The 23,518-nt window shown below is 40.3% G+C and carries 22 protein-coding genes; 4 read left to right on the top strand and 18 right to left on the bottom strand.

Annotated elements, in window-relative coordinates:
• Window positions 1-3: 3 nt before the first annotated feature.
• From MP387_RS06255 to MP387_RS06270, 4 genes are all read right to left on the bottom strand, one after another.
• Window positions 4-861: a bifunctional methylenetetrahydrofolate dehydrogenase/methenyltetrahydrofolate cyclohydrolase gene (locus tag MP387_RS06255; protein WP_242745802.1), complete on the bottom strand. Its 858-nt coding sequence runs from the start codon at window positions 859-861 to the stop codon at window positions 4-6.
• Between the two features lie 148 nt (window positions 862-1,009).
• On the bottom strand, window positions 1,010-1,330 hold the full coding sequence (locus MP387_RS06260) for a TfoX/Sxy family protein (RefSeq protein ID WP_242745803.1): 321 nt from the start codon (window positions 1,328-1,330) through the stop codon (window positions 1,010-1,012).
• Between the two features lie 33 nt (window positions 1,331-1,363).
• The gene (locus MP387_RS06265) at window positions 1,364-2,098 is read right to left on the bottom strand and encodes an amino acid ABC transporter ATP-binding protein (RefSeq protein WP_000140925.1); all 735 of its coding nucleotides are present in this window, start codon (window positions 2,096-2,098) and stop codon (window positions 1,364-1,366) included.
• On the bottom strand, window positions 2,098-2,781 hold the full coding sequence (locus tag MP387_RS06270) for an amino acid ABC transporter permease (protein ID WP_001011622.1): 684 nt from the start codon (window positions 2,779-2,781) through the stop codon (window positions 2,098-2,100). Before MP387_RS06270 ends, MP387_RS06265 begins: the two co-directional genes overlap by 1 nt.
• A gap of 191 nt (window positions 2,782-2,972) precedes the next feature.
• Here MP387_RS06270 and MP387_RS06275 point away from each other — a divergent pair, with 191 nt between their 5' ends.
• The gene (locus MP387_RS06275) at window positions 2,973-3,203 is read left to right on the top strand and encodes a DUF1797 family protein (RefSeq protein WP_000443577.1); all 231 of its coding nucleotides are present in this window, start codon (window positions 2,973-2,975) and stop codon (window positions 3,201-3,203) included.
• Between the two features lie 237 nt (window positions 3,204-3,440).
• On the top strand, window positions 3,441-5,699 hold the full coding sequence (locus tag MP387_RS06280) for an ATP-dependent Clp protease ATP-binding subunit (RefSeq protein WP_242745804.1): 2,259 nt from the start codon (window positions 3,441-3,443) through the stop codon (window positions 5,697-5,699).
• Window positions 5,700-5,741: 42 nt separating this feature from the next.
• Here the strand turns inward: MP387_RS06280 and MP387_RS06285 are convergent, their stop codons facing one another.
• Both MP387_RS06285 and MP387_RS06290 read right to left on the bottom strand, forming a co-directional pair.
• Complete coding sequence (locus tag MP387_RS06285) at window positions 5,742-6,356, bottom strand: GyrI-like domain-containing protein (RefSeq protein ID WP_242745805.1); 615 nt, start codon at window positions 6,354-6,356, stop codon at window positions 5,742-5,744.
• Window positions 6,357-6,410: 54 nt separating this feature from the next.
• On the bottom strand, window positions 6,411-7,313 hold the full coding sequence (locus MP387_RS06290) for a helix-turn-helix transcriptional regulator (RefSeq protein ID WP_242745806.1): 903 nt from the start codon (window positions 7,311-7,313) through the stop codon (window positions 6,411-6,413).
• Window positions 7,314-7,489: 176 nt separating this feature from the next.
• On the opposite strand from MP387_RS06290, the gene MP387_RS06295 reads away from it, so the two are divergent.
• Both MP387_RS06295 and MP387_RS06300 read left to right on the top strand, forming a co-directional pair.
• Window positions 7,490-7,942: an NUDIX hydrolase gene (locus tag MP387_RS06295; RefSeq protein ID WP_242745807.1), complete on the top strand. Its 453-nt coding sequence runs from the start codon at window positions 7,490-7,492 to the stop codon at window positions 7,940-7,942.
• Window positions 7,943-8,000: 58 nt separating this feature from the next.
• Window positions 8,001-8,300: a DUF1827 family protein gene (locus tag MP387_RS06300; RefSeq protein ID WP_000767206.1), complete on the top strand. Its 300-nt coding sequence runs from the start codon at window positions 8,001-8,003 to the stop codon at window positions 8,298-8,300.
• A 70-nt stretch (window positions 8,301-8,370) separates the two neighbouring features.
• Here MP387_RS06300 and metK read toward each other — a convergent pair whose 3' ends face one another.
• From metK to MP387_RS06360, 12 genes are all read right to left on the bottom strand, one after another.
• A complete protein-coding gene (gene metK, locus MP387_RS06305; RefSeq protein WP_049478314.1) occupies window positions 8,371-9,561 on the bottom strand; it encodes a methionine adenosyltransferase in 1,191 nt (396 codons plus the stop codon).
• Window positions 9,562-9,875: 314 nt separating this feature from the next.
• Entirely contained in the window at window positions 9,876-11,255 is a 1,380-nt protein-coding gene (locus MP387_RS06310; RefSeq protein ID WP_242745808.1) for a VWA domain-containing protein, read from the bottom strand.
• Window positions 11,256-11,497: 242 nt separating this feature from the next.
• Window positions 11,498-12,841 carry a DEAD/DEAH box helicase gene (locus MP387_RS06315; RefSeq protein WP_242745809.1) on the bottom strand — a complete coding sequence of 448 codons (1,344 nt, stop codon included), beginning with the start codon at window positions 12,839-12,841 and terminating at the stop codon, window positions 11,498-11,500.
• A 131-nt stretch (window positions 12,842-12,972) separates the two neighbouring features.
• On the bottom strand, window positions 12,973-13,788 hold the full coding sequence (locus MP387_RS06320; protein WP_084849431.1) for an endonuclease/exonuclease/phosphatase family protein: 816 nt from the start codon (window positions 13,786-13,788) through the stop codon (window positions 12,973-12,975).
• A gap of 51 nt (window positions 13,789-13,839) precedes the next feature.
• On the bottom strand, window positions 13,840-16,026 hold the full coding sequence (locus MP387_RS06325; RefSeq protein ID WP_242745810.1) for a PTS transporter subunit IIBC: 2,187 nt from the start codon (window positions 16,024-16,026) through the stop codon (window positions 13,840-13,842).
• A 225-nt stretch (window positions 16,027-16,251) separates the two neighbouring features.
• Window positions 16,252-17,178 (bottom strand): permease-like cell division protein FtsX, encoded by a 927-nt coding sequence (gene ftsX, locus MP387_RS06330; RefSeq protein WP_070569217.1) that lies wholly within the window; start codon window positions 17,176-17,178, stop codon window positions 16,252-16,254.
• Window positions 17,171-17,863: a cell division ATP-binding protein FtsE gene (gene ftsE / locus MP387_RS06335; RefSeq protein WP_000022275.1), complete on the bottom strand. Its 693-nt coding sequence runs from the start codon at window positions 17,861-17,863 to the stop codon at window positions 17,171-17,173. Before ftsE ends, ftsX begins: the two co-directional genes overlap by 8 nt.
• Before the next feature lie 17 nt (window positions 17,864-17,880).
• Window positions 17,881-18,976 (bottom strand): peptide chain release factor 2 gene (gene prfB, locus MP387_RS06340; RefSeq protein WP_096753628.1). Its coding sequence is split into 2 segments (ribosomal slippage): window positions 17,881-18,903 and window positions 18,905-18,976, totalling 1,095 coding nucleotides; the frame shifts between segments, so codons are not numbered across the junction.
• A gap of 110 nt (window positions 18,977-19,086) precedes the next feature.
• Entirely contained in the window at window positions 19,087-19,743 is a 657-nt protein-coding gene (locus MP387_RS06345) for a CBS domain-containing protein (RefSeq protein ID WP_044021082.1), read from the bottom strand.
• A gap of 152 nt (window positions 19,744-19,895) precedes the next feature.
• Window positions 19,896-21,323, bottom strand: a complete 1,428-nt coding sequence (locus MP387_RS06350) for a cytosine permease (protein ID WP_242745811.1) — start codon at window positions 21,321-21,323, stop codon at window positions 19,896-19,898.
• A gap of 1 nt (window position 21,324) precedes the next feature.
• Complete coding sequence (locus tag MP387_RS06355; protein WP_000859100.1) at window positions 21,325-21,510, bottom strand: hypothetical protein; 186 nt, start codon at window positions 21,508-21,510, stop codon at window positions 21,325-21,327.
• A 1-nt stretch (window position 21,511) separates the two neighbouring features.
• The gene (locus MP387_RS06360) at window positions 21,512-23,290 is read right to left on the bottom strand and encodes a phosphotransferase (RefSeq protein ID WP_242745812.1); all 1,779 of its coding nucleotides are present in this window, start codon (window positions 23,288-23,290) and stop codon (window positions 21,512-21,514) included.
• Window positions 23,291-23,518: the final 228 nt, after the last annotated feature.

Below are 23,518 nucleotides of genomic sequence, written 5' to 3' on the forward strand. Positions count from 1 at the left end.
TTCCTAGTCCTTGTTTAGTGTTCGAAGCGCTGCCTGATAGGTTTGCTCCATTAGCATGGTAATAGTCATAGGTCCAACTCCACCAGGTACAGGTGTGATGTGACTAGCAAGTGGTGCAACAGCATCATAGTCAACATCTCCACAAAGCTTTCCATTTTCATCTCGGTTCATCCCAACGTCAATGACAACCGCTCCTGGTTTGACAAAGTCAGCAGTCACAAACTTAGCACGACCGATAGCAACCACAAGAATATCCGCCTTAGCAGCCACCTTGGCAAGATGATGGGTACGTGAGTGAGTCAAAGTCACTGTTGCATTTTTAGCCAAAAGAAGCTGAGCCATCGGTTTTCCAACAATATTTGAACGACCGATAACAACCGCATTTTTACCTTCTAGATCAATCCCATATTCATGAAACATTTCCATAATTCCTGCAGGTGTCGAAGGAATCATAACTGGATGACCAGACCAGAGGCGACCCATGTTTAGGGGATGGAAACCATCCACGTCTTTTTCGGGGTCAATGGCTAATAAAACTGCCTCTTCGTCAATATGTTTTGGCAAAGGTAATTGAACCAAAATCCCATGCCAAGCTGGATCTTGATTGTATTTGGCAATCAAGTCTAACAATTCCGCTTGGGTAATAGTCTCTGGAACTCGCTTTACTTCACTACGGAAGCCAGCAGCGAGAGCTGACCGTTCCTTGTTGCGAACGTAGATTTGGCTGGCAGGATTGTCCCCCACCAAAATCACTACCAATCCTGGAACTAGACCTGTTTCTTCTTTTAGTTTAGCCGTCTTCTCAGCCAACTGTCCTTGTAACTTAGCCGCAAGAGCCTTCCCATCGATAATCTGTGCCATATCTCTTCTCTTTTCTATCCAATATCCTCTATTATATCAAAAAATAACTTGCCATCCTAACACTTCTTGCCTAATGGACCTTATAGTCTGAAACTATAAGAAAAAGCCCTTGTCGAGCTTTTATGCCTATTTATACTAGGTAAATCTGTCATGCTTTCTTTTTGACTTTTGGAGCCGGTAAGACTTCATACATCTCCTTGATTAATCTCATTAGAAATGATTTATCTTCAATGTCTTCTATCAAAATCATCTCCTTAGCTCCTTCATAAGGACGTTCAAGCCTAGTCTGTCCCAGTTGATCCAAGACCAGCTTCACAGGCTTCAGTAACAGACGATTATCGTAGATTCCTCCAATAATCTTTCCACGATAATAAAGAATATACTCTCCCATCATTGGACGATAACTCATCTCCTCTAACTCTGATAGCTGTTCGAGAATAAAATCTAAATACTCTTTACTGGATGCCATGATGCCTACTCCATTTCTTCTAAAAATGAGGTCTTACAAAACCTTACTCAAAAATTCCTTGGTCCGTTGTTCTTTTGTTTGATCGAAAATCTCCTCTGGTGTTCCATCTTCGACAACAACTCCATCCGCCATAAAGATAACACGGTCTGCTACCTCACGCGCAAAGCCCATTTCATGAGTCACAATCACCATGGTCATCCCTGATTTAGCGAGGTCTTGCATAACAGCTAGAACTTCTCCAACCATCTCAGGGTCTAGGGCTGAAGTCGGCTCATCAAAGAGCAAAACATCTGGTTCCATAGCAAGTCCACGTGCAATAGCAATCCGTTGTTGCTGACCACCTGACAAACTCTGTGGATAAGCCGTCGCCTTGTCTGGCAAGCCAACTTTTTCTAACAGTTCCTGTGCTCTTTTCTCCGCAACTTCCTTGCTTTCACCTTTGGTTTTAATTGGTGACAAAGTGATATTTTCCATCACTGTCATATTGGGAAAGAGGTTGAATTGTTGGAATACCATACCCATCTTTTCACGCATGGCAAAAAGGTCATTTTTCTTATCTGTGATATCAACTCCTTCAAAGATAACCTTACCTTTACTTGCTTCTTCAAGTAGATTCATCGAACGAAGGAGGGTTGATTTCCCGCTCCCTGACGGACCGATAATGACCACAACTTCTCCTCGTTTAATCTCAAGGTTGATGCCTTTTAAAACTTCATTTTTCCCAAAAGACTTATGTAGTTCTTCAATTTTAATCAAGGTTTCTGTCATTATTTCTTGTCTCCTTGTCCAATATGTTTTTCAAATGCTTTCAACGCCACTGTCAAAACAGAGGTCATAATCAAATAGTAAAAGGCTGCAAATAAAAGGGGAGTCAACGGTAAATACGTTGTTGTTGCTACTGTCGTTGCACCATTCCACAACTCCATCACCCCAATTGCCGACAAGAGGGAACTATCCTTGATAATGGTAATAAATTCATTTCCCAGCGCTGGAAGAATATTCTTGATAGCTTGTGGCAAAATAACATAACGCATGGCATTTTTGGGACGAATACCTAGAGAATATGCAGCCTCTAACTGCCCTTTAGGAACCGCATTGATCCCCGCACGAACAGTTTCTGAAACGTAAGCTCCACTATTCATAGAAATAATCAGAATACCAGGAATCAAACGAGAAAGATCAACTCCTAAAATTCCCACTTGAATAGTCGGAGCATTGATATGCATAAGAGCAAAGGCAATCATAATCTGAACCATCATTGGAGTACCACGGAAGATCCAAACATACACATTTGCAAACCAAACGAGCGGTTTAAAGCGTGAACGTTGGGCAAAGGCCAGTAACACACCTATAATGGTCCCTAAGCAGACAACAAGGATAGAAATCAATACGGTAATCAGAGCACCATAGTTAAAATATGGTAAATACTTTGGTAAAAAAGAAAAATTCATATTCAATCAACTTTCTATGTATTGGATTGTATGATTATAACATGAATTGAATTAAAATGCAATCCTTTTTCCCTAATTTTAACAATTAACTTGATAGAATAGAGAAATAGAGAGAAATCACAGTTTTTTTCTAGTCAACTACCTCTTGTTTATGGTAAAATAGAAACGATAAGAAATGGAGGAGAATCAAAATGGAATCACATTTGGTTAGAATCATTAACCGCCTAGAAGCGATGACAAAAGATGGTGGAAATCTAAAACGTAATTTTGAACGTGAAGGTGTTGTTGTCGCAGAAGTTGCATACAGCCACGACGAAGAAAACGGATCACTCTTCACCCTTCGTGATGTAGAAGCTCGTGAAACTTATACCTTTGATAGCATTGATTTGATTGCAATGGAGATCTACGAACTCCTTTACTAATATAAAAACAACGGGCAGTAAGGTCCGATGAATGAGAATCCTTTTTGTCACCACAAATGGGATTTTTTCTTACCTTCAATGTCGCTTGATTCTCCATAAATCCTTCTTTTAAAAACGACCACTTCCCAATCTTTTTACTTGCTTTACACCTTAATCATGCTATAATGAGAGTATAAAACTTTGACTATTCTTGACCTTTTTCTTAGACCAAGAATAAGAATGAAATGAGGTAGATGTATGCTCTGTCAAAACTGTAAAATAAACGACTCAACAATTCATCTGTATACCAATATCAATGGGCAGCAAAAGCAAATTGATCTCTGTCAAAATTGCTATAAAATTATCAAAACAGATCCAAATAATACCCTCTTTAAAGGAATGACTGACTTAAACAATCATGACTTTGATCCATTCGGCGACTTTTTCAATGATTTGAACAATTTCAAACCTTCTTCTAATAACGTCCCTCCAACTCAATCTGGTGGGGGATATGGAGGAAACGGTGGTTATGGACCTCAAAACCGCGGCCCACTTCAAACACCCCCTAGCCAAGAAAGAGGACTCCTAGAGGAATACGGTATCAACATTACTGAGATTGCTCGTCGGGGAGATATTGACCCCGTTATTGGTCGAGATGAGGAGATTATCCGCGTTATCGAAATCCTCAACCGTCGAACCAAGAACAACCCTGTCCTTATCGGAGAACCAGGTGTTGGTAAAACAGCCGTTGTGGAAGGTCTAGCTCAGAAGATTGTCGATGGCGATGTTCCCCATAAACTCCAAGGCAAGCAGGTCATCCGTCTGGATGTGGTCAGTCTAGTCCAAGGAACAGGGATTCGAGGCCAATTTGAAGAACGTATGCAAAAGCTCATGGAAGAAATTCGCAAACGCGAGGACATCATCCTCTTTATCGATGAAATCCATGAAATTGTTGGTGCTGGATCTGCTGGCGATGGCAATATGGATGCAGGAAATATCCTCAAACCAGCCCTTGCCCGTGGTGAATTGCAAATGGTCGGAGCCACTACTCTCAATGAATACCGCATCATTGAAAAAGATGCTGCTTTGGAGCGCCGTATGCAGCCTGTCAAGGTAGATGAACCAACTGTCGAAGAAACCATTATCATCCTTAAAGGAGTTCAAAAGAAATACGAAGACTACCATCACGTCAAGTATACTGATGCTGCCATCGAAGCTGCTGCAAATCTTTCCAACCGCTATATCCAAGACCGCTTCTTGCCAGACAAGGCTATTGACCTGTTGGACGAAGCTGGTTCAAAGATGAATCTGACGCTGAACTTTGTTGATCCTAAAGTGATTGATCAGCGCTTGATTGAGGCTGAAAATCTCAAGGCTCAAGCTACACGAGAGGAAGATTTTGAAAAGGCTGCTTATTTCCGCGATCAGATTGCCAAGTACAAGGAAATGCAGAAAAACAAGGTGACTGATCAGGATACTCCAATCATCAGCGAGAAAACCATCGAACATATCATTGAGCAAAAAACCAATATCCCTGTTGGAGAACTCAAAGAAAAAGAACAATCTCAGCTTATCCATCTAGCAGACGACCTCAAAGCTCATGTCATTGGTCAAGATGAAGCTGTCGATAAGATTGCCAAGGCAATCCGTCGTAATCGTGTTGGACTTGGAACTCCTAACCGGCCAATCGGAAGCTTCCTCTTTGTCGGACCAACTGGTGTCGGTAAAACAGAACTTTCCAAACAACTAGCCATTGAGCTCTTTGGTTCTGCTGACAGCATGATTCGCTTTGATATGAGTGAATACATGGAAAAACACAGTGTAGCTAAATTGGTCGGAGCCCCTCCAGGTTATGTTGGTTATGATGAAGCTGGGCAGCTGACTGAAAAGGTTCGTCGCAACCCATATTCTCTCATCCTTCTCGATGAGGTCGAGAAAGCCCATCCAGATGTGATGCACATGTTCCTTCAAGTCTTGGACGATGGTCGTTTGACTGATGGGCAAGGACGTACAGTTAGCTTTAAGGATGCTATCATTATCATGACCTCAAATGCGGGTACTGGAAAGGCCGAAGCCAGTGTTGGTTTTGGGGCGGCTCGCGAAGGACGTACCAACTCTGTTCTCGGTGAACTCGGCAACTTCTTTAGTCCGGAGTTTATGAACCGTTTTGACGGCATCATCGAATTTAAACCTCTCAGCAAGGACAACCTTCTCCAAATCATCGAACTCATGCTAGCGGATGTCAACAAACGCCTCTCTAGCAACAATATCCACCTCGATGTGACAGACAAGGTCAAGGAAAAGTTGGTTGACTTAGGTTATGATCCAAAAATGGGAGCACGCCCACTCCGCCGTACTATTCAAGACCATATCGAGGATGCCATCACTGATTTCTACCTTGAAAATCCAAGTGAGAAAGCCCTCAAGGCAGTCATGACAAGCAATGGCAATATTCAAATCAAATCTGCCAAAAAACCTGAGAAAACAGAAGAGATTGCTTCTGAAATAGAAGAATAAATCTCATAAAAAGAACAGGAAACAAGATTTCCTGTTCTTTTTTTAATTCTCTTCTTGAACTTGATAGCGAAGAATTGTTTTTAATTTGCTTGGCTCCGTTCGATGAAGGTTATTGAGATAAATTTCTCGGTGGACTTCCGAAGTTCTTTTGAGTTTATGAAGTTGACAAAAATGCTCCATCTCTGCAAAAGTCTCATTTTCAGTATCAAAAGGTCCTACATGAAGCATAGCAAGACTTTGGCCCTCTTCTATCATTTCAAAACGAATAGCCTCATAGAGAATATTTGGCTTCTTGATTATGACCTCTTCCAAAGCTTTTTCAAATAGTTCTCTCGTAATAAAATCGGGTTGCCCAATCATAATGCTATAAGAAAGCTCACTTTTTACCAGTTCTCCCTCCTTCTCCTTTTTCCATACACCTTCTAAAGGAAAGACAGTAAAATCAGTGTAAACATCATCCAGAGGAGCTTTTTTATACTTCATCTTTATCGCATAGGCTAAGGCATATAAGGCCCCTACGCGTTCTGAAAAATCTTCTTGATTTGGATCACCTTTACCATCAATCACGATATAGGATTGACCTGATACCTGCAGGATGCTGGGCCTAGCTTTCACTTGATAAAGATCTTTTGCTTCTTTTCTCCATTCGTATTTCATTTGGTTCTTCTCCTTTCTATCTCTAGTATAGCACCAAAACCCTGACATCTTTTGTCAAGGTTTGTAAAGTTTTTGGATTTTTTCTACTCTAGAAAGCAATTCCTTCTTCAGATGATTGGGGGCGAGTATTTCCACCCCATCTAGATAAGACAGGAGGTAAGTATACAGACTTTCATGCTCTGGTAGGACTGTCTTGACATAATAACACCCATCTTTCCCCAAGCTAATCTCATCTTCTGAAAAATCTTCATAAACCCGGAAAGCAAGCTTGGGACTAAACTTCAAGGAAACTTCGATTTGATGTGCCACTTGATCTGAGCCATCAACCCAATCCTCCACATTTTTCTGCTTCACAGTTTCAGTTGTTAGGTGATAATTCCTAATTCTAGACAATTTGAAAAAACGCCACTCTTCCTTCAAACAACAGTAGGCATGAAGGTACCAATCTCTCTTTTTAAATACGAGTCTAAAGGGCTCGACTGTACGAATCGTTTTCTGACCACACCCACCTAGATAAGTAATCACCAGTTGCCTTTTCTCTAGAATAGCATGTTTGATGTTATCAAATAATTCTTTTTGACCTTCTCGCTTTCTCCAGTCAGTCAAGTCTACTTCTATCCAAGGGCTGGTAGAAACTTGAAAAATAGATTCCAACTTTTCAAGTAACAGATCTTGCCTGTCATTTGTCAGGGCTTGAATTCCTTGCAAAGCTGATAGAAGTTCTAATTTTTCATCCTCCGATACGAGAGTACGATCCAGAACAAAGTCCTTCATTAAAAAGATTCCGCCCGCCTTTCCAGGTATCGAATATAGAGGAATCCCCGCCATACTCAATCGTTCAACATCGCGATAAATCGTTCGTACAGATACTTCAAATAATCGGGCTAATTCAGGAGCCGTTGTACTGCCTTTTTCTAAAAGTAGATATAGGATACGAAATAGTCTTGATTCTGCCATAAAATCACCTCTCTTTTATTATACCAGTTATAGTGCTAGGTCTGGAAAGTTTAACGAGACAAGGATTGACCAAGACAAAGTAGCTTTTTCTGCACCAGTTCGTTGGTTTATTCTTGACAGCTTGCCCCTCGTCCATTATGATAATAATAAAGACACTAGAGAATGAGGAAAAAGCAATGCCAAACCCAACTTATGGTGATAAAAAAGAGAATGTGACCTACCAGCCCCGCTATGGTGTGTACGCAGTTATTCCGGATGCGGAGAAAAAACAAATTGTCCTAGTTCAAGCCCCCAATGGTGCTTGGTTCTTGCCAGGTGGAGAAATTGAAGCAGGCGAAGATCATCAAGAAGCACTAAAGAGAGAACTAATCGAAGAACTTGGCTTTACCGCTGAGATTGGAACCTACTATGGGCAAGCTGATGAGTATTTCTACTCTCGCCACCGTGATACCTACTACTACAATCCAGCGTATCTCTATGAAGCTATTTCTTTCAAAGAAGCACAAAAACCATTGGAAGATTTTAATCATATTGCTTGGTTCCCTATTGACGAGGCTATTGAAAAGCTCAAACGTGGTAGCCATAAATGGGGAATTGAAGCTTGGAAAATCCAGCATGGAATTGGCTAAAATACACGATTTTATCCAAAAAGTGCTATAATAGAGTTAGAAAATCGGAGGAACTGTTATGAAGCTTATCAATACGACAAACTCACACTCGCAACTTGTTAAAAGCCAATTAGAAAGCACAGACGCAACTCTTGTCGAGGTCTATTCTGCTGGAAACACAGATGTAGTTTTCACACAAGCCCCGCTTCACTATGAAATCCTCATTTCCAACAAACACCGTGCTATTCGTGAACCTGAAATCGAAACCATCCAAGACTTCTTCTTGAAACGTAAAATCGATAAAGGAAGCATTGATGAAGCCAATATCAAGACGCTTTATTCAGATAAATTGATTGAGATTTCAATCCCTATGAAATAAGAAGACCAGCCAAAAGCTGGTTTTCTTTTGCAAAAAAGATTGGTAGTGCACAGCTACCAATCTTTTAATTCTATTTCACCGCTTCTTTTAAAGCATCTACCTTGTCTAATCGTTCCCATGGAAGGTCAATATCTGTACGTCCCATGTGTCCATAAGCCGCTGTTTGACGGTAAATTGGGCGTTTGAGATCCAGCATTTGAATAATTCCTGCAGGGCGAAGGTCAAAGATTTGACGCGCTGCTTTTTCAAGCTTGCTTTCAGCTACTGTTCCTGTACCAAAAGTATCGATACGAACAGAAACAGGTTGCGCCACCCCGATAGCATAGGCCAATTGCACTTCTGCCTTCTTAGCAAGGCCTGCTGCAACGATGTTCTTGGCAATGTAGCGAGCTGCATAAGAGGCTGAACGGTCCACCTTAGTCGCATCCTTACCAGAGAAGGCACCACCACCATGGCGAGAGTAGCCACCATAGGTATCCACGATAATCTTACGACCAGTCAAACCTGAGTCTCCTTGAGGTCCACCGATTACAAAACGACCAGTTGGATTGATGAAGAATTTGGTTTGCTCATCCAAGTAAGATGCTGGAATAACTTCCTTGATAACCTTGCTAATCACATCATTGTGAATTTGTTCATTGCTAACTTCTGGGTCGTGCTGAGTTGAAATAACGACTGTATCCACACGTACTGGACGATCATTTTCATCATACTCAACCGTAACTTGTGATTTAGCATCTGGACGGAGATAGCTGATTTCACCAGACTTACGAAGTTCTGCCAAACGACGAACCAACTTGTGGCTAAGTGAGATTGGTAATGGCATGAGTTCTTCTGTCTCATCCACCGCAAATCCAAACATAAGACCTTGGTCCCCAGCACCAATCAAGTCCAGTGGATCTTGATCTGCATTCCCACGAACCTCCAAGGCTTCGTTAACACCTTGGGCGATATCTGGTGACTGCTCAACAAGTGACGGATGAACTCCCACCGTCTCCGCAGAAAAACCATATTCTGTATTGGTATAACCAATCTCTGCAATGGTATCACGAACCACACGGTTAATATCCACATAAGCATTTGTAGAAATTTCACCAAAAACATGGACGGAACCAGTGTAGACAGCTGTCTCAGCAGCAACGTGCGCATCTGGATCTTTAGCTAAAATAGCATCCAAAATCGCATCTGAAATTTGGTCTGCAATCTTATCCGGATGCCCCTCAGATACAGATTCAGACGTGAATAATTTACGTTCTGACATAAAAATGTCCCCCCTTAAAAAATATTGTTATAGAGTTACAAAGTACTGATAGGAAAACTACTAGTAATGAATACCTACCATCTTATCGGGACTATATAACCTTATCATTATACCACTTTTTACTTTTTTTTGCAGTATTTTCTCTAAATCAAAAAAAGAACCTTACGGCTCTTTTCTCGGCATAATAATTTGGCTTGTACTCCATAATACAGAAGATCATACCTATGTTTATCTGCATACTTCGTTTACAAACTACCTATTTTTTCGGCTGATTTTTCCTCACAATGTTTTAACAAACAATCTTCCAGTTAGGCTTACTGTTCCTTAGACTTTCTATTGCTTACAGTTAAGCCAAGTCCAGCCATTAGGAGGCCAAGTCCTACAATACCATAGTTCGCTGTATCATTACTTCCTGTATCAGGGAGTTTCGCCACTTCTTTTTTATAAGCTGTAGCTACTGGAACTGTGGTAGTTGGAGTCGCACTTCCTGTCTGAGCAACAGGTAGTGTTGTACGACGTTCTAGGTAAAATTGGTAATTATCTTTCGTTACCTTGTAATTGTGTCCTTCAGTCACAGTTTCAACAATCCATGTAGTTGCATCCTTAGTTAAAGAATCAGCCAAGTTACGATTAATATTCATTAATCGACCTTCAGATACAAAATCTTTATAGCTAATATCGGTCCCTGTCGAAGTTGCAACAATTCTTTCGATTTTTGCGGCTTTCAAAGACGCAAGAGTATTCGCCATCGTTGGAATTGAAGGATCCTCCTTCATTGGAGCATCTGTCAACAATACGACAAACTTTTTATTTTTAGGTGACTTAGACCAGTCGTAGGTTGAAACAATTTGTGTAAGAGTAGGTGTAGATGTTTCAGGGAAGTCTCCACCATGTGCAAGCTTAATGCCTGCTAAGGCTTTTTCAAGCTCAGCTGGGTCAGAGGTAAAATAAGATTCATTAAATTTTGTTAAAATTGTACCCTCATCTGCTAATCCACCTATACGTCCATATACTTCATCACTAAAGGTAGCTAATCCAAAACGTGCTGCTACTCCATCTTTAGCAAGATTTCTTGCAAACTCATTGATATTGTTACGGACAGTGTCAATAGTTCGAGACATAGATGCTGAACGGTCAACAACAAAAACGATATCGGCAGAGTTAGATTTTGAAATCGTTCTTGTCGCTTTCTTGATTTCGACTGTAGTTGTTTTATTAACACGTTCATATTGGGTATAAGAATTTCCATCTTCATCTTTCCCACTCACTGTACTCTCAGTTGTTTCAGTCTTTGGAGCAGGAAGTTCTTCACTTTTTACAGGTGCCACTTCTGTCTTTGTGACTTCAACTGTTGCAGTTTCTTCATGAATCTTTTGATCACCTTCTTGGCGTTCTTTCACGTCAATAGGTGAAACCTTCTTAGAAACATCAACAAGTTCTCCAGGTTTTGCATCTGATTGGTTAACGACTGGTTTCGCCTCGTCAGCTTTAATTTCTGCAACAGCAGCTTCGACTGCTGACTTACTTGCTTCAGTTTTCTTTACTGTTTCAGTTGAAGTAGATGCCGGTTTTGTTGTTTCATCTGCAGAAACTTGTCCAACCTGAGCAAAAGCAAACAAAATTGCTACAGAAGCCAACCCAACTTTCATTTTACGGAATGAAAAACGTTGTTGTTTCATAAATGATTTATCCATAGAAGCCCCCTTTTCTTTTCACGGATCAAATGATATAATCCGATTGTTTTATAGTATAATAACACAAATTTGTATAGTTTTCAATTTTTTTCCTTACGATTTCAATAAAATATTGGTCTAAAAAAAAGTTTTAAAGCAATTACTGTTTTATAAATCAAATTATTTAAAATATATAATTATTATTTTCTTTGAATAGTTCAGAAAATAAAAACTCAGTAGAATCAGGTGATTCTACTGAGTTTTTAAAATGTTTGGCGTTTGGCTTTTCGCTCGGCACGGCCACGTGAGCGATTTTCAGCACGCTTGGTTTTGCGGCGTTTTTCATCCACCGCCCATTGAATCTTCTTCTTATAGCCTGGTTTGACCTTTTTCTTTTTCTTTTTGACCAAGCCAATCATTTCAATATCAAGCTTATCCTGCTTCTTTTCACGATTGGCACGACGATCACGGTCATAGGTATTTTGAAACTCTCCGTCTTTGACCATCTTAGGAGTAAACTTGATCCCTAATTTTTCTAACTCACGGATATCCGAGTCATCACTTGGCTGGTAAAGGGTAATCGCTGTACCAGGAAGACCATTGCGTCCAGTACGTCCAACACGGTGAACAAAGAAGGACAAGTCTTGCGGAATGGCATCATTGATAACATGACTGACACCTTCAATGTCAATCCCACGCGCTGCCAAGTCTGTTGCAACAATGTACTCAAAATCCAGATTTTTCACCTGATTCATGATCCGTTTGCGTTCACGAGGGGCAATATCTCCATGAATCTTTGCCACCTTCAAGCCTTGAGCAGTCAAGTAGGCATGTAACTCATCAGCACGCGTTTTTGTGTTAACAAAAATCATTGCCAAATAAGGCTGCATCAACTGAGTCAGCTGGTAAATTTGAGCATTCTTGTCGCGGCCCTTGGTCGAAATCAACCAATTATCGATCGTATCTGAGATAACTGTCTTAGTCTTGATTTTTTCCATGACAGGATTTGACAAGTATTTTTTCAAGAATGGTTGCAATTTTTGAGGAATCGTCGCTGAAAAGACCATGAATTGCAAGTCTTTTGGAAGGCTCCCTGCAATCTTATCAACGGTTTCCAAGAATCCCATATCCAAGGTCATATCGGCTTCATCAACTACAAAGGTCTTGGCCTTGTGAATAGCCAAATCACCAGATTTGACCAAGTCATAGATACGACCCGGCGTTCCGATAACGATATGTGGTTGGTTGCTGGCAAGTTTTTCAATCTGACGAGCCTTATCCGTACCACCTACATAATTAACCACACGAACTTCAACATCTGAGTGAGCTGCAATCTGACGAGCTGCTTGGTAAATTTGAGTAGCCAACTCACGACTTGGTGCAGTAATGACTGCTTGCACACTATCGCTAGTTTCATCTAATTGCTGGAAAATGGGTAATAAGAAAGTATGAGTCTTTCCTGAACCTGTTTTTGACTCGCCCACCAAGTCACGACCCGCCAAGACAATAGGAATCAACTTTTCCTGAACTTCGGTAGGAGTCGTAAACTTCAACTCCTCCAAGGCTTCTACTATATAATTTTTAAATTGAAATTTCTTAAATGACATACTATCCTCGATTCTATCCTTTCAATTATACCATATTTTGTCCCATTGCAGTAGTCCCATTTGAGTCTCAGTCCTGTAGTAAAGATTCGAATAGATTAAAAGGTTGGAACCTCTGATTCCAACCTCTTTCATTATTTCCAGGTCAATACAGCATTCAAACCATAGTGATCACTGACTTGTGGACTATTTTGGCCATCGAAAACTACTTGTAAACTCTCTACTTCTAACTCTTTGGTCGTAAAGACGTAGTCGATTCGTAGTGGCTCAGTATTGCCTTTCCAGCCATCAATTTCTGGTGGAACGGTATAGCTACCACTTCTTTCTTTCGCAACTTCAAACGCGTCTTGTAATCCTAATGGGCTAGCTAAAATCGCTTGATAGCCTTCCTGACCAGCTGGATTATTAAAATCACCTGCTAAAATCAGAGGTTTGTTCAACTCTTTTAGTACAGCCTCAAATCGTGCCCATTCTTCTTGGAAACCTTTATCCCACCAAGAGAGATGAACGCTTGCAAGAGCAAGTTCCTTGCCTTCAACCTCTGTCTCAGCCAAGGCAACACGGCGAGTATGGTAATCCGTTGGATCATCTACATCTGATACTAAAATCTCACGCGCCTTAATAGGTGTTTTAGATAAGATGGCTACGCCTTCATGGTAGCGATCATAGCCAATATGATTGTAAGCCCAAGTCCAGTAGTAGTTTTTCCCTTTCTCAGCCAATTTTTCGACCAGGAGTCGGACATAGTGATCCTGATGAATGGGTTCTGCTGATGGTAAAGCTTGATAGTGAGTGTTAACCTCTCCCTCAGGCGAAGTCATTTCTTGATTAATTTCTTGGAAACAAATCAAATCATAGTCCTTATCGAGAATATCTTGGAGTAAGATTTGGAATTTTTCCTCTGCTTCCTTCTCCATCCAACTGTGGGTATTGAGTGTTAGAAATTTCATGCTTTTCTCCTAAAACAAGAGGTTGGAAAACAGCTTCCAACCCCAAGTATATTACAATTCTACTTTAGCAACTGCTGTTTTAGCTGCAAGAGAACCTGTTTGTTCTAATTTAACTGATTTGAGGACATCACCATTTGTGAAGACAACCACTGTTGATGTTTTGCGTCCTGCTTCTCGAATAGCATCCAAGTCAGCTGTAACAAGAAGATCACCAGCAGCCACTTTTTGTCCTTCAGAAACATGAACAGTAAATGGTTTTCCTTCAAGACTTACTGTATCCAAACCAATATGAACAAGCACTTCAAGACCTGAGTCAGTGACAAGACCAAGAGCGTGTTTTGTTGGGAAGATACTTGTTACAGTACCAGTAACTGGAGAAACAATGTTACCATTTGCTGGTTCTACTGCAAATCCATCACCCATCATTTTTTGAGCAAAAACTGGATCTTCCACTTGTTCCAAAGCAACAACTTGACCGTCAGCTACTGAGTAAACTTCCTCAGTTACACCTTTGTAGTGTACAGTATTTTGTTGAGTTTCTGTCATTTGGCTTGGAAGAGTTTCAGGAATAATTTCACCTGAATCAAGGATATCTTGGATATCAGATTTCAATACGTCAGCTTTTGGTCCGTAGATAGCTTGGACACCTTGTCCTTTCATGACAAGACCCATAGCTCCTTCTGCTTTCCATTGTTCCTCAGTACCAACACGATCTGCATCTTTAACAGTTACACGAAGACGAGTCATACATGCATCCACATCTACGATATTTGCACGACCGCCAAGAAGGTTAATGATATTTACGGCTTGAGAAGCTGCAGCAACTTTTGGAGTTCCAGGAGTTGCTTCTTCTGATGCTCCTTCAGCTGTTTCGTAGTTTCCGTTACGTCCTGGAGTTGCGTAATTGAATTTTTTGATCATGAAGTTGGCAATGAAGTACATGATAACCGCAAAGAGAACAGTTACCCAGATAAAGTTAACGATATCCATACCAATACCAGCATTAATTGCCAATGGTGTACGAGTCAAGAATTCAATTGAACCGAATGAGTGGACACGAAGGTGAACAATATCTGCCATAGCAAAGGCAGCACCTTGAACTACTGAATAAACAAGGTAAAGCGGTGTTGCGATGAACATAAACATATACTCGATAGGTTCAGTAACCCCTGTCAAGAATGTTGCAAGGGCTGTCGCAATCATCATACCCTTGTATTGGTGTTTCTTGTCAGCATCAACATTGCGGTAGATAGCAACGATGACACCCATCAAGATACCAAATGAACCGATCATTTGTCCAACTTTGAAACGAGCTGGAGTGACTGTTGTAAGAAGGTGTTGGTATTGGTCAGCATTTGAACCTTTAAGGTTAACAAGGTCAGTTACCCATGCAAGCCAAAGTGGATCTTGACCAAATACTTGTGTTCCTTTTGCTGCACCAGTTAACACTTCGTATGTTCCACCAAGAGCTGTATAGTTCATTGGGATTGTCAACATGTGGTGAAGACCAAATGGCAAGAGCAAACGTTCCAAAGTACCATACAAGAATGGTGCAAGGACTGGAGCAGTTTCTTGTGAGTTGGCAATCCAAATACCGAAGTTGTTGATACCTGTTTGAACTACTGGCCAAAAGGCAGCAAGTAGAATTGCAGCAATAGCTGAACGAAGAATAACGACGAATGGTACGAAACGTTTACCATTGAAGAATGAAAGGGCATCAGGAAGTTTACGGAAGTTGTAGTATTTGTTATAAGCTGTTGCCCCAACAAAACCAGAGATAATCCCTACGAAAACCCCCATGTTAAGAGCTGGTGCCTCAAGAACGCTGATAAAGTAGTCAGCAACCTTGATTGAACCACCAAAGAAGGTAGTAACCATTGCTTCAGGGTTTTTCAACATATCACCTGTCACACCGAAGATAGCACCTGTGATACGGTTAATCAAGATAAAGGCAAGTCCAGCTGCAAATGCACCACCTGCACGTTCTTTTGCCCAGCTTCCCCCAATAGCAAGGGCAAACAAGATATGAAGGTTACCGATAACCCCCCAACCAATTTGCTCAAGGATTCCACCTGTAATCACTAGAGGAGCAAGGTTTGGGTCAATCATCACGATTGATTTACCGATTGAGATCATCAATCCAGCCGCTGGCATAACAGCGATAACCACCATCAAAGCCTTACCGAATTTTTGCCAAAACTCGAAAGACAAGACATTTTTGAATGTAGCTTTCATCATTCAAATCTCCTTTATTTTATTTAGGCAAACGTTTTACGAAAACGTTTGCATTTGGTTATGTATTAATTATACCACTTTTATTTTTTTTGTAAAGGCTTTTATAAAAAAATTGTCTATTTTTTTTAATTTTTAAAAAAGAAAAAGAAAAAGAAAAGTTTACGAAAACTTCTCTTTTAAATATGTATTATTTTTCTGATTTGTACTGCAATTTGCATTTAAATCCAACTAGATCTTCAAGAATCGACGCATCGAAATCCCCGAACCAATTGAACCAATGAAAATTCCGATTATAAATAATAGGACTGTCATCAGAGGAATAAACACATCTGGCGTAATCATTGACAAGTTTTGACCTACCAAGGATTTATTGACCGATTGATAGACCATATTGTACACAAAGAATACAAGGACAGAAGGAATCGCTGCACCAAGCAAGCCAATAAAAGCACCTTCTAGCAAGAATGGACCACGAATATAGCCATTTCTTGCTCCTACCAGACGCATAATCTGAATCTCACGACTACGTGAAATAATGGTGATACGAATAGTGTTGGAAATGAGGAAGACTGCGATAAAAATCAAGAGCCCTGCAATAACCAATCCCCAAACACGAATAAAGGAAGCCAGTTCAAAAAGTCGTTGAGTGTTGGCTCCACCATCTTGAACTTCTGATACTCCCTCAATTTTCTTAGCTTCTTCAGCTACAGTTTTAACATCACTTGGAGAATTTGTATCAACGATATAAGCATCATAGAGAGGGTTTGCATCCCCTTCAAAGACCTTCCAATCGTCACCCATTGTTTCCGTTAGTTTTTCGTACTGTTCTTCTTTACTTGAGAAGGTAACACTCTTAACAGCAGGTATAGCTTTCAAAGCATCATAGACCTTGTGGTAGTCATTATTGGTAACTGTCTGACCTTCTTTTACAATCGTCTCACTGTTATCAGCTACATCCTTACGAATGTATACCATGACCCGAACGTTGTTTTCAATATCGGTAGCCAGTTTAGCTGTGTTAAAAATTACGGATGCAAACAGGGCAACGAGGGTCAAGGTAATCATAACCGAACTCACTGCTGCTACTGTCATCCAGCCATTTCGCTTTAAACTTTTTAATGATTCAAATAAATGGCGAAAAAATCTACTAATCATCGTATCCATATTCTCCTTTAGCTTCGTCACGAACGACACGGCCATTTTCAATGGCAATGACACGGTGGCGCAAGGTATTTACAATCTGGCTATTGTGAGTCGCCATCAAGACAGTAGTACCTTGGAGATTGATGCGTTCCAACAGATTCATAATTTCCCAGGAATTATCTGGGTCCAAGTTTCCTGTTGGCTCATCGGCAATCAATACTTTAGGATTGTTGACAATCGCACGAGCAATCGCAATCCGTTGCTGCTCTCCACCTGAGAGTTCATTAGGGAAAGAGCGAACCTTATGTTTTAAACCAACCAGGTCCAATACTTCCATAACACGTTTTTTGATGTTGCGACGGCTCTCACCGATTACTTCCATTGCATAGGCAATATTCTCATAAACGGTCTTCTTAGGCAAAAGTTTGTAATCCTGAAAGACTACCCCGACACTACGACGTAAAAGCGGGACATCTTTCTTCTTAATTTTAACTAAATTAAAGCCTGCAACTGTTAGGCTTCCTTTTTCAATCTTTACTTCTCGGTATAAAGCTCGAATAAAGGTTGACTTACCTGCCCCAGAAGGTCCTACAATATAGGCAAACTCTCCTGGTTCAATGGTAACAGATACTCCACGGAGGGCAGTCGTTCCATTGTCATACTTTTTGACAACATCTCTCATTTCAATGATTGACATATGAGTTCCTTTCTATCTTAGCTGATTCGCCATTTGAGGTAGGCATCGATAAAACCATCAAGGTCTCCATCCATCACCTTATCTACCTGAGCAACTTCAAAGCTTGTACGGTGATCTTTTACCATAGTATAAGGCGTGAAAACATATGAACGGATTTGGCTTCCCCATGTGATTTCTTTTTTCTCACCTTTAAGGGAATCAACTTCCGCAGCTTTCTTTTCTTGCTCCATTTGATAGAGCTTAGCCTGCAACATCTTCATGGCACGATCTCTATTTCCATACTGGGTACGATCGACCGTTGATTGGACGACAGTTCCCGTAGGAATGTGTGTCAAACGCACACCTGTTGACACCTTATTGACGTTTTGTCCTCCAGCACCACCTGAACGGAAGGTATCCATTTTGATATCATCTTCACGAATCTCCACTTCGATGGTATCATCCAACTCAGGCATAACCTCTACGGATGTAAATGATGTATGGCGACGTTTGGCAGAATCAAATGGCGAAATACGGACCAAACGGTGAACACCCATTTCCGACTTGAGGAGACCATAAGCATTGGGTCCTTCAAAAGACAAGGTCACAGACTTGATACCTGCTTCATCCCCAGCCTGGTAATCCAAGACTTCTACTTTAAAGCCTTTGGCATTTCCATAACGAGTATACATACGAAGCAACATATCCCCCCAGTCCTGAGCCTCAGTACCACCAGATCCTGGATGAATTTCCAAGATAGCATTATTATGGTCATAAGGTTCCGACAAGAGAAGGGTCATCTCGTAGCTGGTCATCATCTTATCCAGTTCTGTCAACTGTTCAACAAGTTCATCATGGACTGACTCATCTTCTGCTAAAAAGTCCAATAAAATCTCAACTTCATCCTGCAACTCTTCCATTTTACGGAAGGTGTTGTAGGTGTTTTTTAATTCATTTAATTCTTGCGACGTTTTTTGGGCCGCGATATTATCGTTCCAAAAATCAGGTTCTGTCATCTTGTTTTCCAAGATGGCAATCTCTTCCTCTAAACCTTCGAGGTCAAAGAGACCCCCTAAAAGAAGCTAATTTTTCACGATTTGCGTCAATTTTTTGACGAATTTCTGAAATGTCCATAGATACTCCTTTTCATATCGTTTTATTATACCATAATCTCTCATTTCTTTCCATATTTTGCTTTTCACCGCTTTTGATAACAGAAGAAAAGAGGCTCTAAAGCCTCTTGTTTAAAGGACTTTAGCAGAGGTATGAGTGATCTCCTCCACTTGAATTCCTTCTTTTTCAAACTTTTCCTTTAATGAAGTCAAATCGATTTTTCCATCAATTTGAACTTCGATGACGACCTTACCATCCTTACGTGGAATGTTAACAGTATGGGAAATATTTAAATCCTCTTCAACGATTAGAGCTACAATTTTTCCCAGTACTCCGACTTCATTTTCTGTAATGAAACGAACACGAATCCCCTCTTCTCCGTACCCAGCGATTTCCAAGAAAGCCTGAAAAACATCGCGATCTGTAATGACGCCGTAGACCTGATGATTGTCTACGACTGGTAATATCCCAATCTTATTTTTCAGCATCAGGTAGGTCGCATCTTCTAAACTAGCATAGCCAGAAACAGTCACGACATCTCGAATCATTACATCTTTTACTTTGGTTTTATTCAGAAGATAATTCATCTCATAGATAGAGAGACTGGTTGCTTTAGATGGGCTGGCTTCCGCAATGGTTCCTTCTGTTACCAATCCAACTAATTGATCGTTTTCGATAACAGGTAAACGGTGCAATCCTTGCTCGCGCATCAAATCTGCTGCGTGTGCTACAGTCGTATCTGGACTGATATAAACTACCTTACGGGTCATGAAATCTTTAACTGCCATGAGACTTCTCCTTCTATATTGCTACTTTTATTATACACTTTCTTAGAAAATCTATCAAACGCTTTCATCTCTTTTTCAAGATTTTGAATAATCTGAGAAGTTTGCATAAAATGCCAGTGTAAGTTAAAAGGGAACCGAAGTCCCCTTTCTTCTTAAATCGTAATAGTGTCTCGATCTTTTATCATATAATGTTTTAACGGGCTGAGACTAGCTAGCCAGTATAGTAAACCACCGAATAGCGCAGTAAATCCGCTACCAGTTGTGATTAAAAAGATTGGACTTTGAATCTGTGCAGTTACAGGGTTGTAGACAAAAAGTACCGCTACCAATAAGGAGATAAATACACAAGACAAGCCAACTAAGTTAAATCCTTTAGTAAATTCGTAGGCGTCATGCCCTTCAAGGAAATAGGCTGAACGCAAGTCGAGTTTTCGTTTTCTTAAGATAAAATAGTCAACAACAATCATACCAATAATTGGTCCCTGAATATAGGCGGCTAGGGAGATGAAGGATCCGAAATACTCTTCTACTCCTCCCCAGATAGTGAGTAGACTCACATAAACCATGGCAATCCAAACCATTAGTTTATAGCTTACTTTGGGCATCCCACTTTTGACAATCATACAGTTCACATATGATCCTGTCCCCTGGGTTCCAATATTGGCAAAGGCTACTAGTAGGAGACTTAAGAGAGCAAAGGCTGGGGTGCTTAGAGTTGATAGCATGGTTGTTGGATCACTTTCATAAACACCTGTTTTGGCAAACATGGCTAGAGCCATGACTCCACCTGTCGCAACGAAGAATGGAGCCACAACTCCGTATGATAAGGCTGTAGCCCAATAACCACTACGTTCTGATTTTGCCAAACGTGGTAAAACCAATGCCTGTGTAGACCAAGAGAAAGCAAAGGCAACATTTCCTTCTCCAGAGAGCATGAAGCGTTCTAATGGCGTCAAATCTCCTTGGGTGGCTGGTTGGATGTTCATAATATCCGTTATAGGAACGGCGACAAAGCAGATTCCAACGATGATGAGACCGACAATCAATAAGGCGATAACCAAGAAGCGATTGGTCCATTTAATCACTTCCGGGCCTCCAAGAGCAATGAGAGTCCCAAGAAGAACACAGAGGGTACCAAGAATAGGTGCCCATATTCCCTTGTCCAAACCAAGACCAAAATTATTTGCCAAATGAATCATGGAACTGGCAAAAAGATTAGCTGCAACAGCATACCATCCAAAGTTAGCCAAGCTAATAATGGTTGATAACAGGGCTACACCTCTTTTTCCCAGAACAGCTCTCAACCAAATCCACAAATCAATTCCATACTTAACCGCAAACAAAATAGGGAGACATTCAATAAAGACCCAGATAATGTTAAAGCTAAAAATATTTACCAACATTTGATTAAAGGTCAAATATTGAGCTACATAAGCCCCTTGGGTATAACACCAAGTGGCAATGGCAAAACCACTTGTCGATAGAAATAGATCCCAGAAAGAGTACTGACGATCCTTATTAGTCATGGGAACAATTCCTGTTATGGTTTCTTGTTGGATATAGTCATTCATTTTAGACATGTTATTGAATTCCTCCCGTCATTGCTAAGATAATCAAAACAAGGTTGATTAGGACTATGGAGATGATTAAAATGAAATCACTTTTTAGGAAGGGTTGAACAAACTCGTAGTTTGGTGACTCCATTTCTTCCAATCTTCTCTTTGTTTCAGTTGCTACTAAATCTTCAATTTCGGATGTCGTTTTCATCTTAGTTTTCCTCCAAATACAAGTCAAGGGCCAGTTGTCCATATTGTTTGGTATAGCGATACCAGATGTAGAGAAATTCACCAACTGGTTTTCCGACACTCTCCTGGAACAACGCCCACAAGAACCAATAATATGAGGTTACTGCTACATAAGCCAAATAGTGACGTTTGGTTTTCTTATCTGGTACTTCCTGTAGATACAATTCCAGTACTTTTTCAGCATCCTCTACGGTATAATTGGAACACGCGATAAAGGTGCCCAAATCTCCTGCTGGCTCTCCCATTCCAGAATATTCCCAATCAATCAAGCTCATTTCGCCTGCTTCATTCAACAAGAAATTAGGACTATAGGAATCTCCATGACAAAGAACAACCTGTTTCGGATCGTTCTGTAAATAATTTTTGAGAAGTGAAACAGTTTCATCCAATTCCTCGAGACCATCAAACTCGAATCGATTTCTAGCCTTCAATTTTTCTCTAAAATCATCAATCCCCTCAAATTGGTCAAAGGAATGTTCCGTTTTTTCTCCAGATTGGTGTAACCGTCTCAAGAGGTCCATTGCTTGTGCCACATCATCCCAATTATCATAATCCAGTTGCTTAGCATTGGGAATAAATTCTGAAATTTTCCAGCCCTCATCCTTGTTCATAGCTACGAAGGTACGGTCAATCTTTAATTTTGCAGCAATTTCCATAGAAGCTGCTTCACTAGCTCGGTCGATATAATTTTCCGTTCCCCTGCCCGGATGACGGTAAACATATCTTTTTCCTAGACAGTCAAATGAAAATGATGTGTTGGTTAATCCATCTTTTAGTGGTTTGATATTGACAATATCTGAAGCCACACACTTTAATGTCTTACAGATATTATCAATAATGGCCGAATCTGCATTTACCAAATAACGTTCATCAAATTGACGGAGTTCATCTAGTGAATCAAATTCTTTAACAATATCCGCTGAATAGTGACGAGCTTCTAAAAGGAGTTCCTTGACGTGGCGACTATAGTAATCTTCCCAAAGCTGTTCCCGATAAGGTTCGTGCTTAAACTCGGTTTCTAAAATTTCCTTGAATTTCTCGCTGAATGCGCGGTCGAAATAAACGTGCCCCACCATGGCCCAAGTATTTTCTCCACCAATCTGGATATCAATAATCGTGTGATTCGAATCCTCTATAGCACAATATTCGTCCGTTTGACCTTCTGCAAATATCGTCGAGTAATAACCTCTATAAATATATTGCTCAAACGGATTTTCCACAAAATAATTATCCGATGAACAAATATAAGTGTTGGAAAGTTGATTTTTAACCAACATGAGAGATGAACAGTTATTGTATTTGTAGTAATCATTATTCACTACAATTTTTACACCAGACTTCTCTGCAAGATAGAACATTTTTTCTTGAAGATAGCCTACAATAACGGTTATATCTTCTATTCCTGCTTCTTGCAGTTGTCTAATTTCCCTCTCTATCAAGCGTTCCCCCTTGACTTGAAGCAATCCTTTAGGAATTTCATAAGACAAAGGAGCAAAACGACTACTCATGCCAGCAGCCATTATAATGGCATTTTCTACTCGATAGGGTTCTAAAACTTTTTGGCCCAGTTCTGTTAAGTGAAGCTCCTCATCAACCCACTTCTCTTCTTTCAGTTTTTTCAATAATGTGTTAATTGTTCCTAAAGATAGGTCTAACTCTTCAGCTAACTGTCTCTGAGTAAAGGTCTTTTCTTTATGTATCAACATAAAACGCAAAAGTTTAAATTGTTTCTCTGTTAGCATTTCTCAGTCCTCCTGTTCAATTTTTTCTTACTCATATTATAATATGAACAAGAATAACTGTCAATTCAAATAGGGAAACAATTAGTAAAAATTAAGACCTTCTTCCCTTTCCTCAAAAACATATAAATAAAAGAGCTCCTTATTCTGGAGCCCTGAAATATTTTATATTCTTGATAAGTAGTCGTATTAGGTGTCGCTTGGTTGCAATCCTTATCTGACGACTAAAAA

The organism is Streptococcus oralis (assembly GCF_022749195.1).
GTDB lineage: Bacteria > Bacillota > Bacilli > Lactobacillales > Streptococcaceae > Streptococcus > Streptococcus oralis_CI.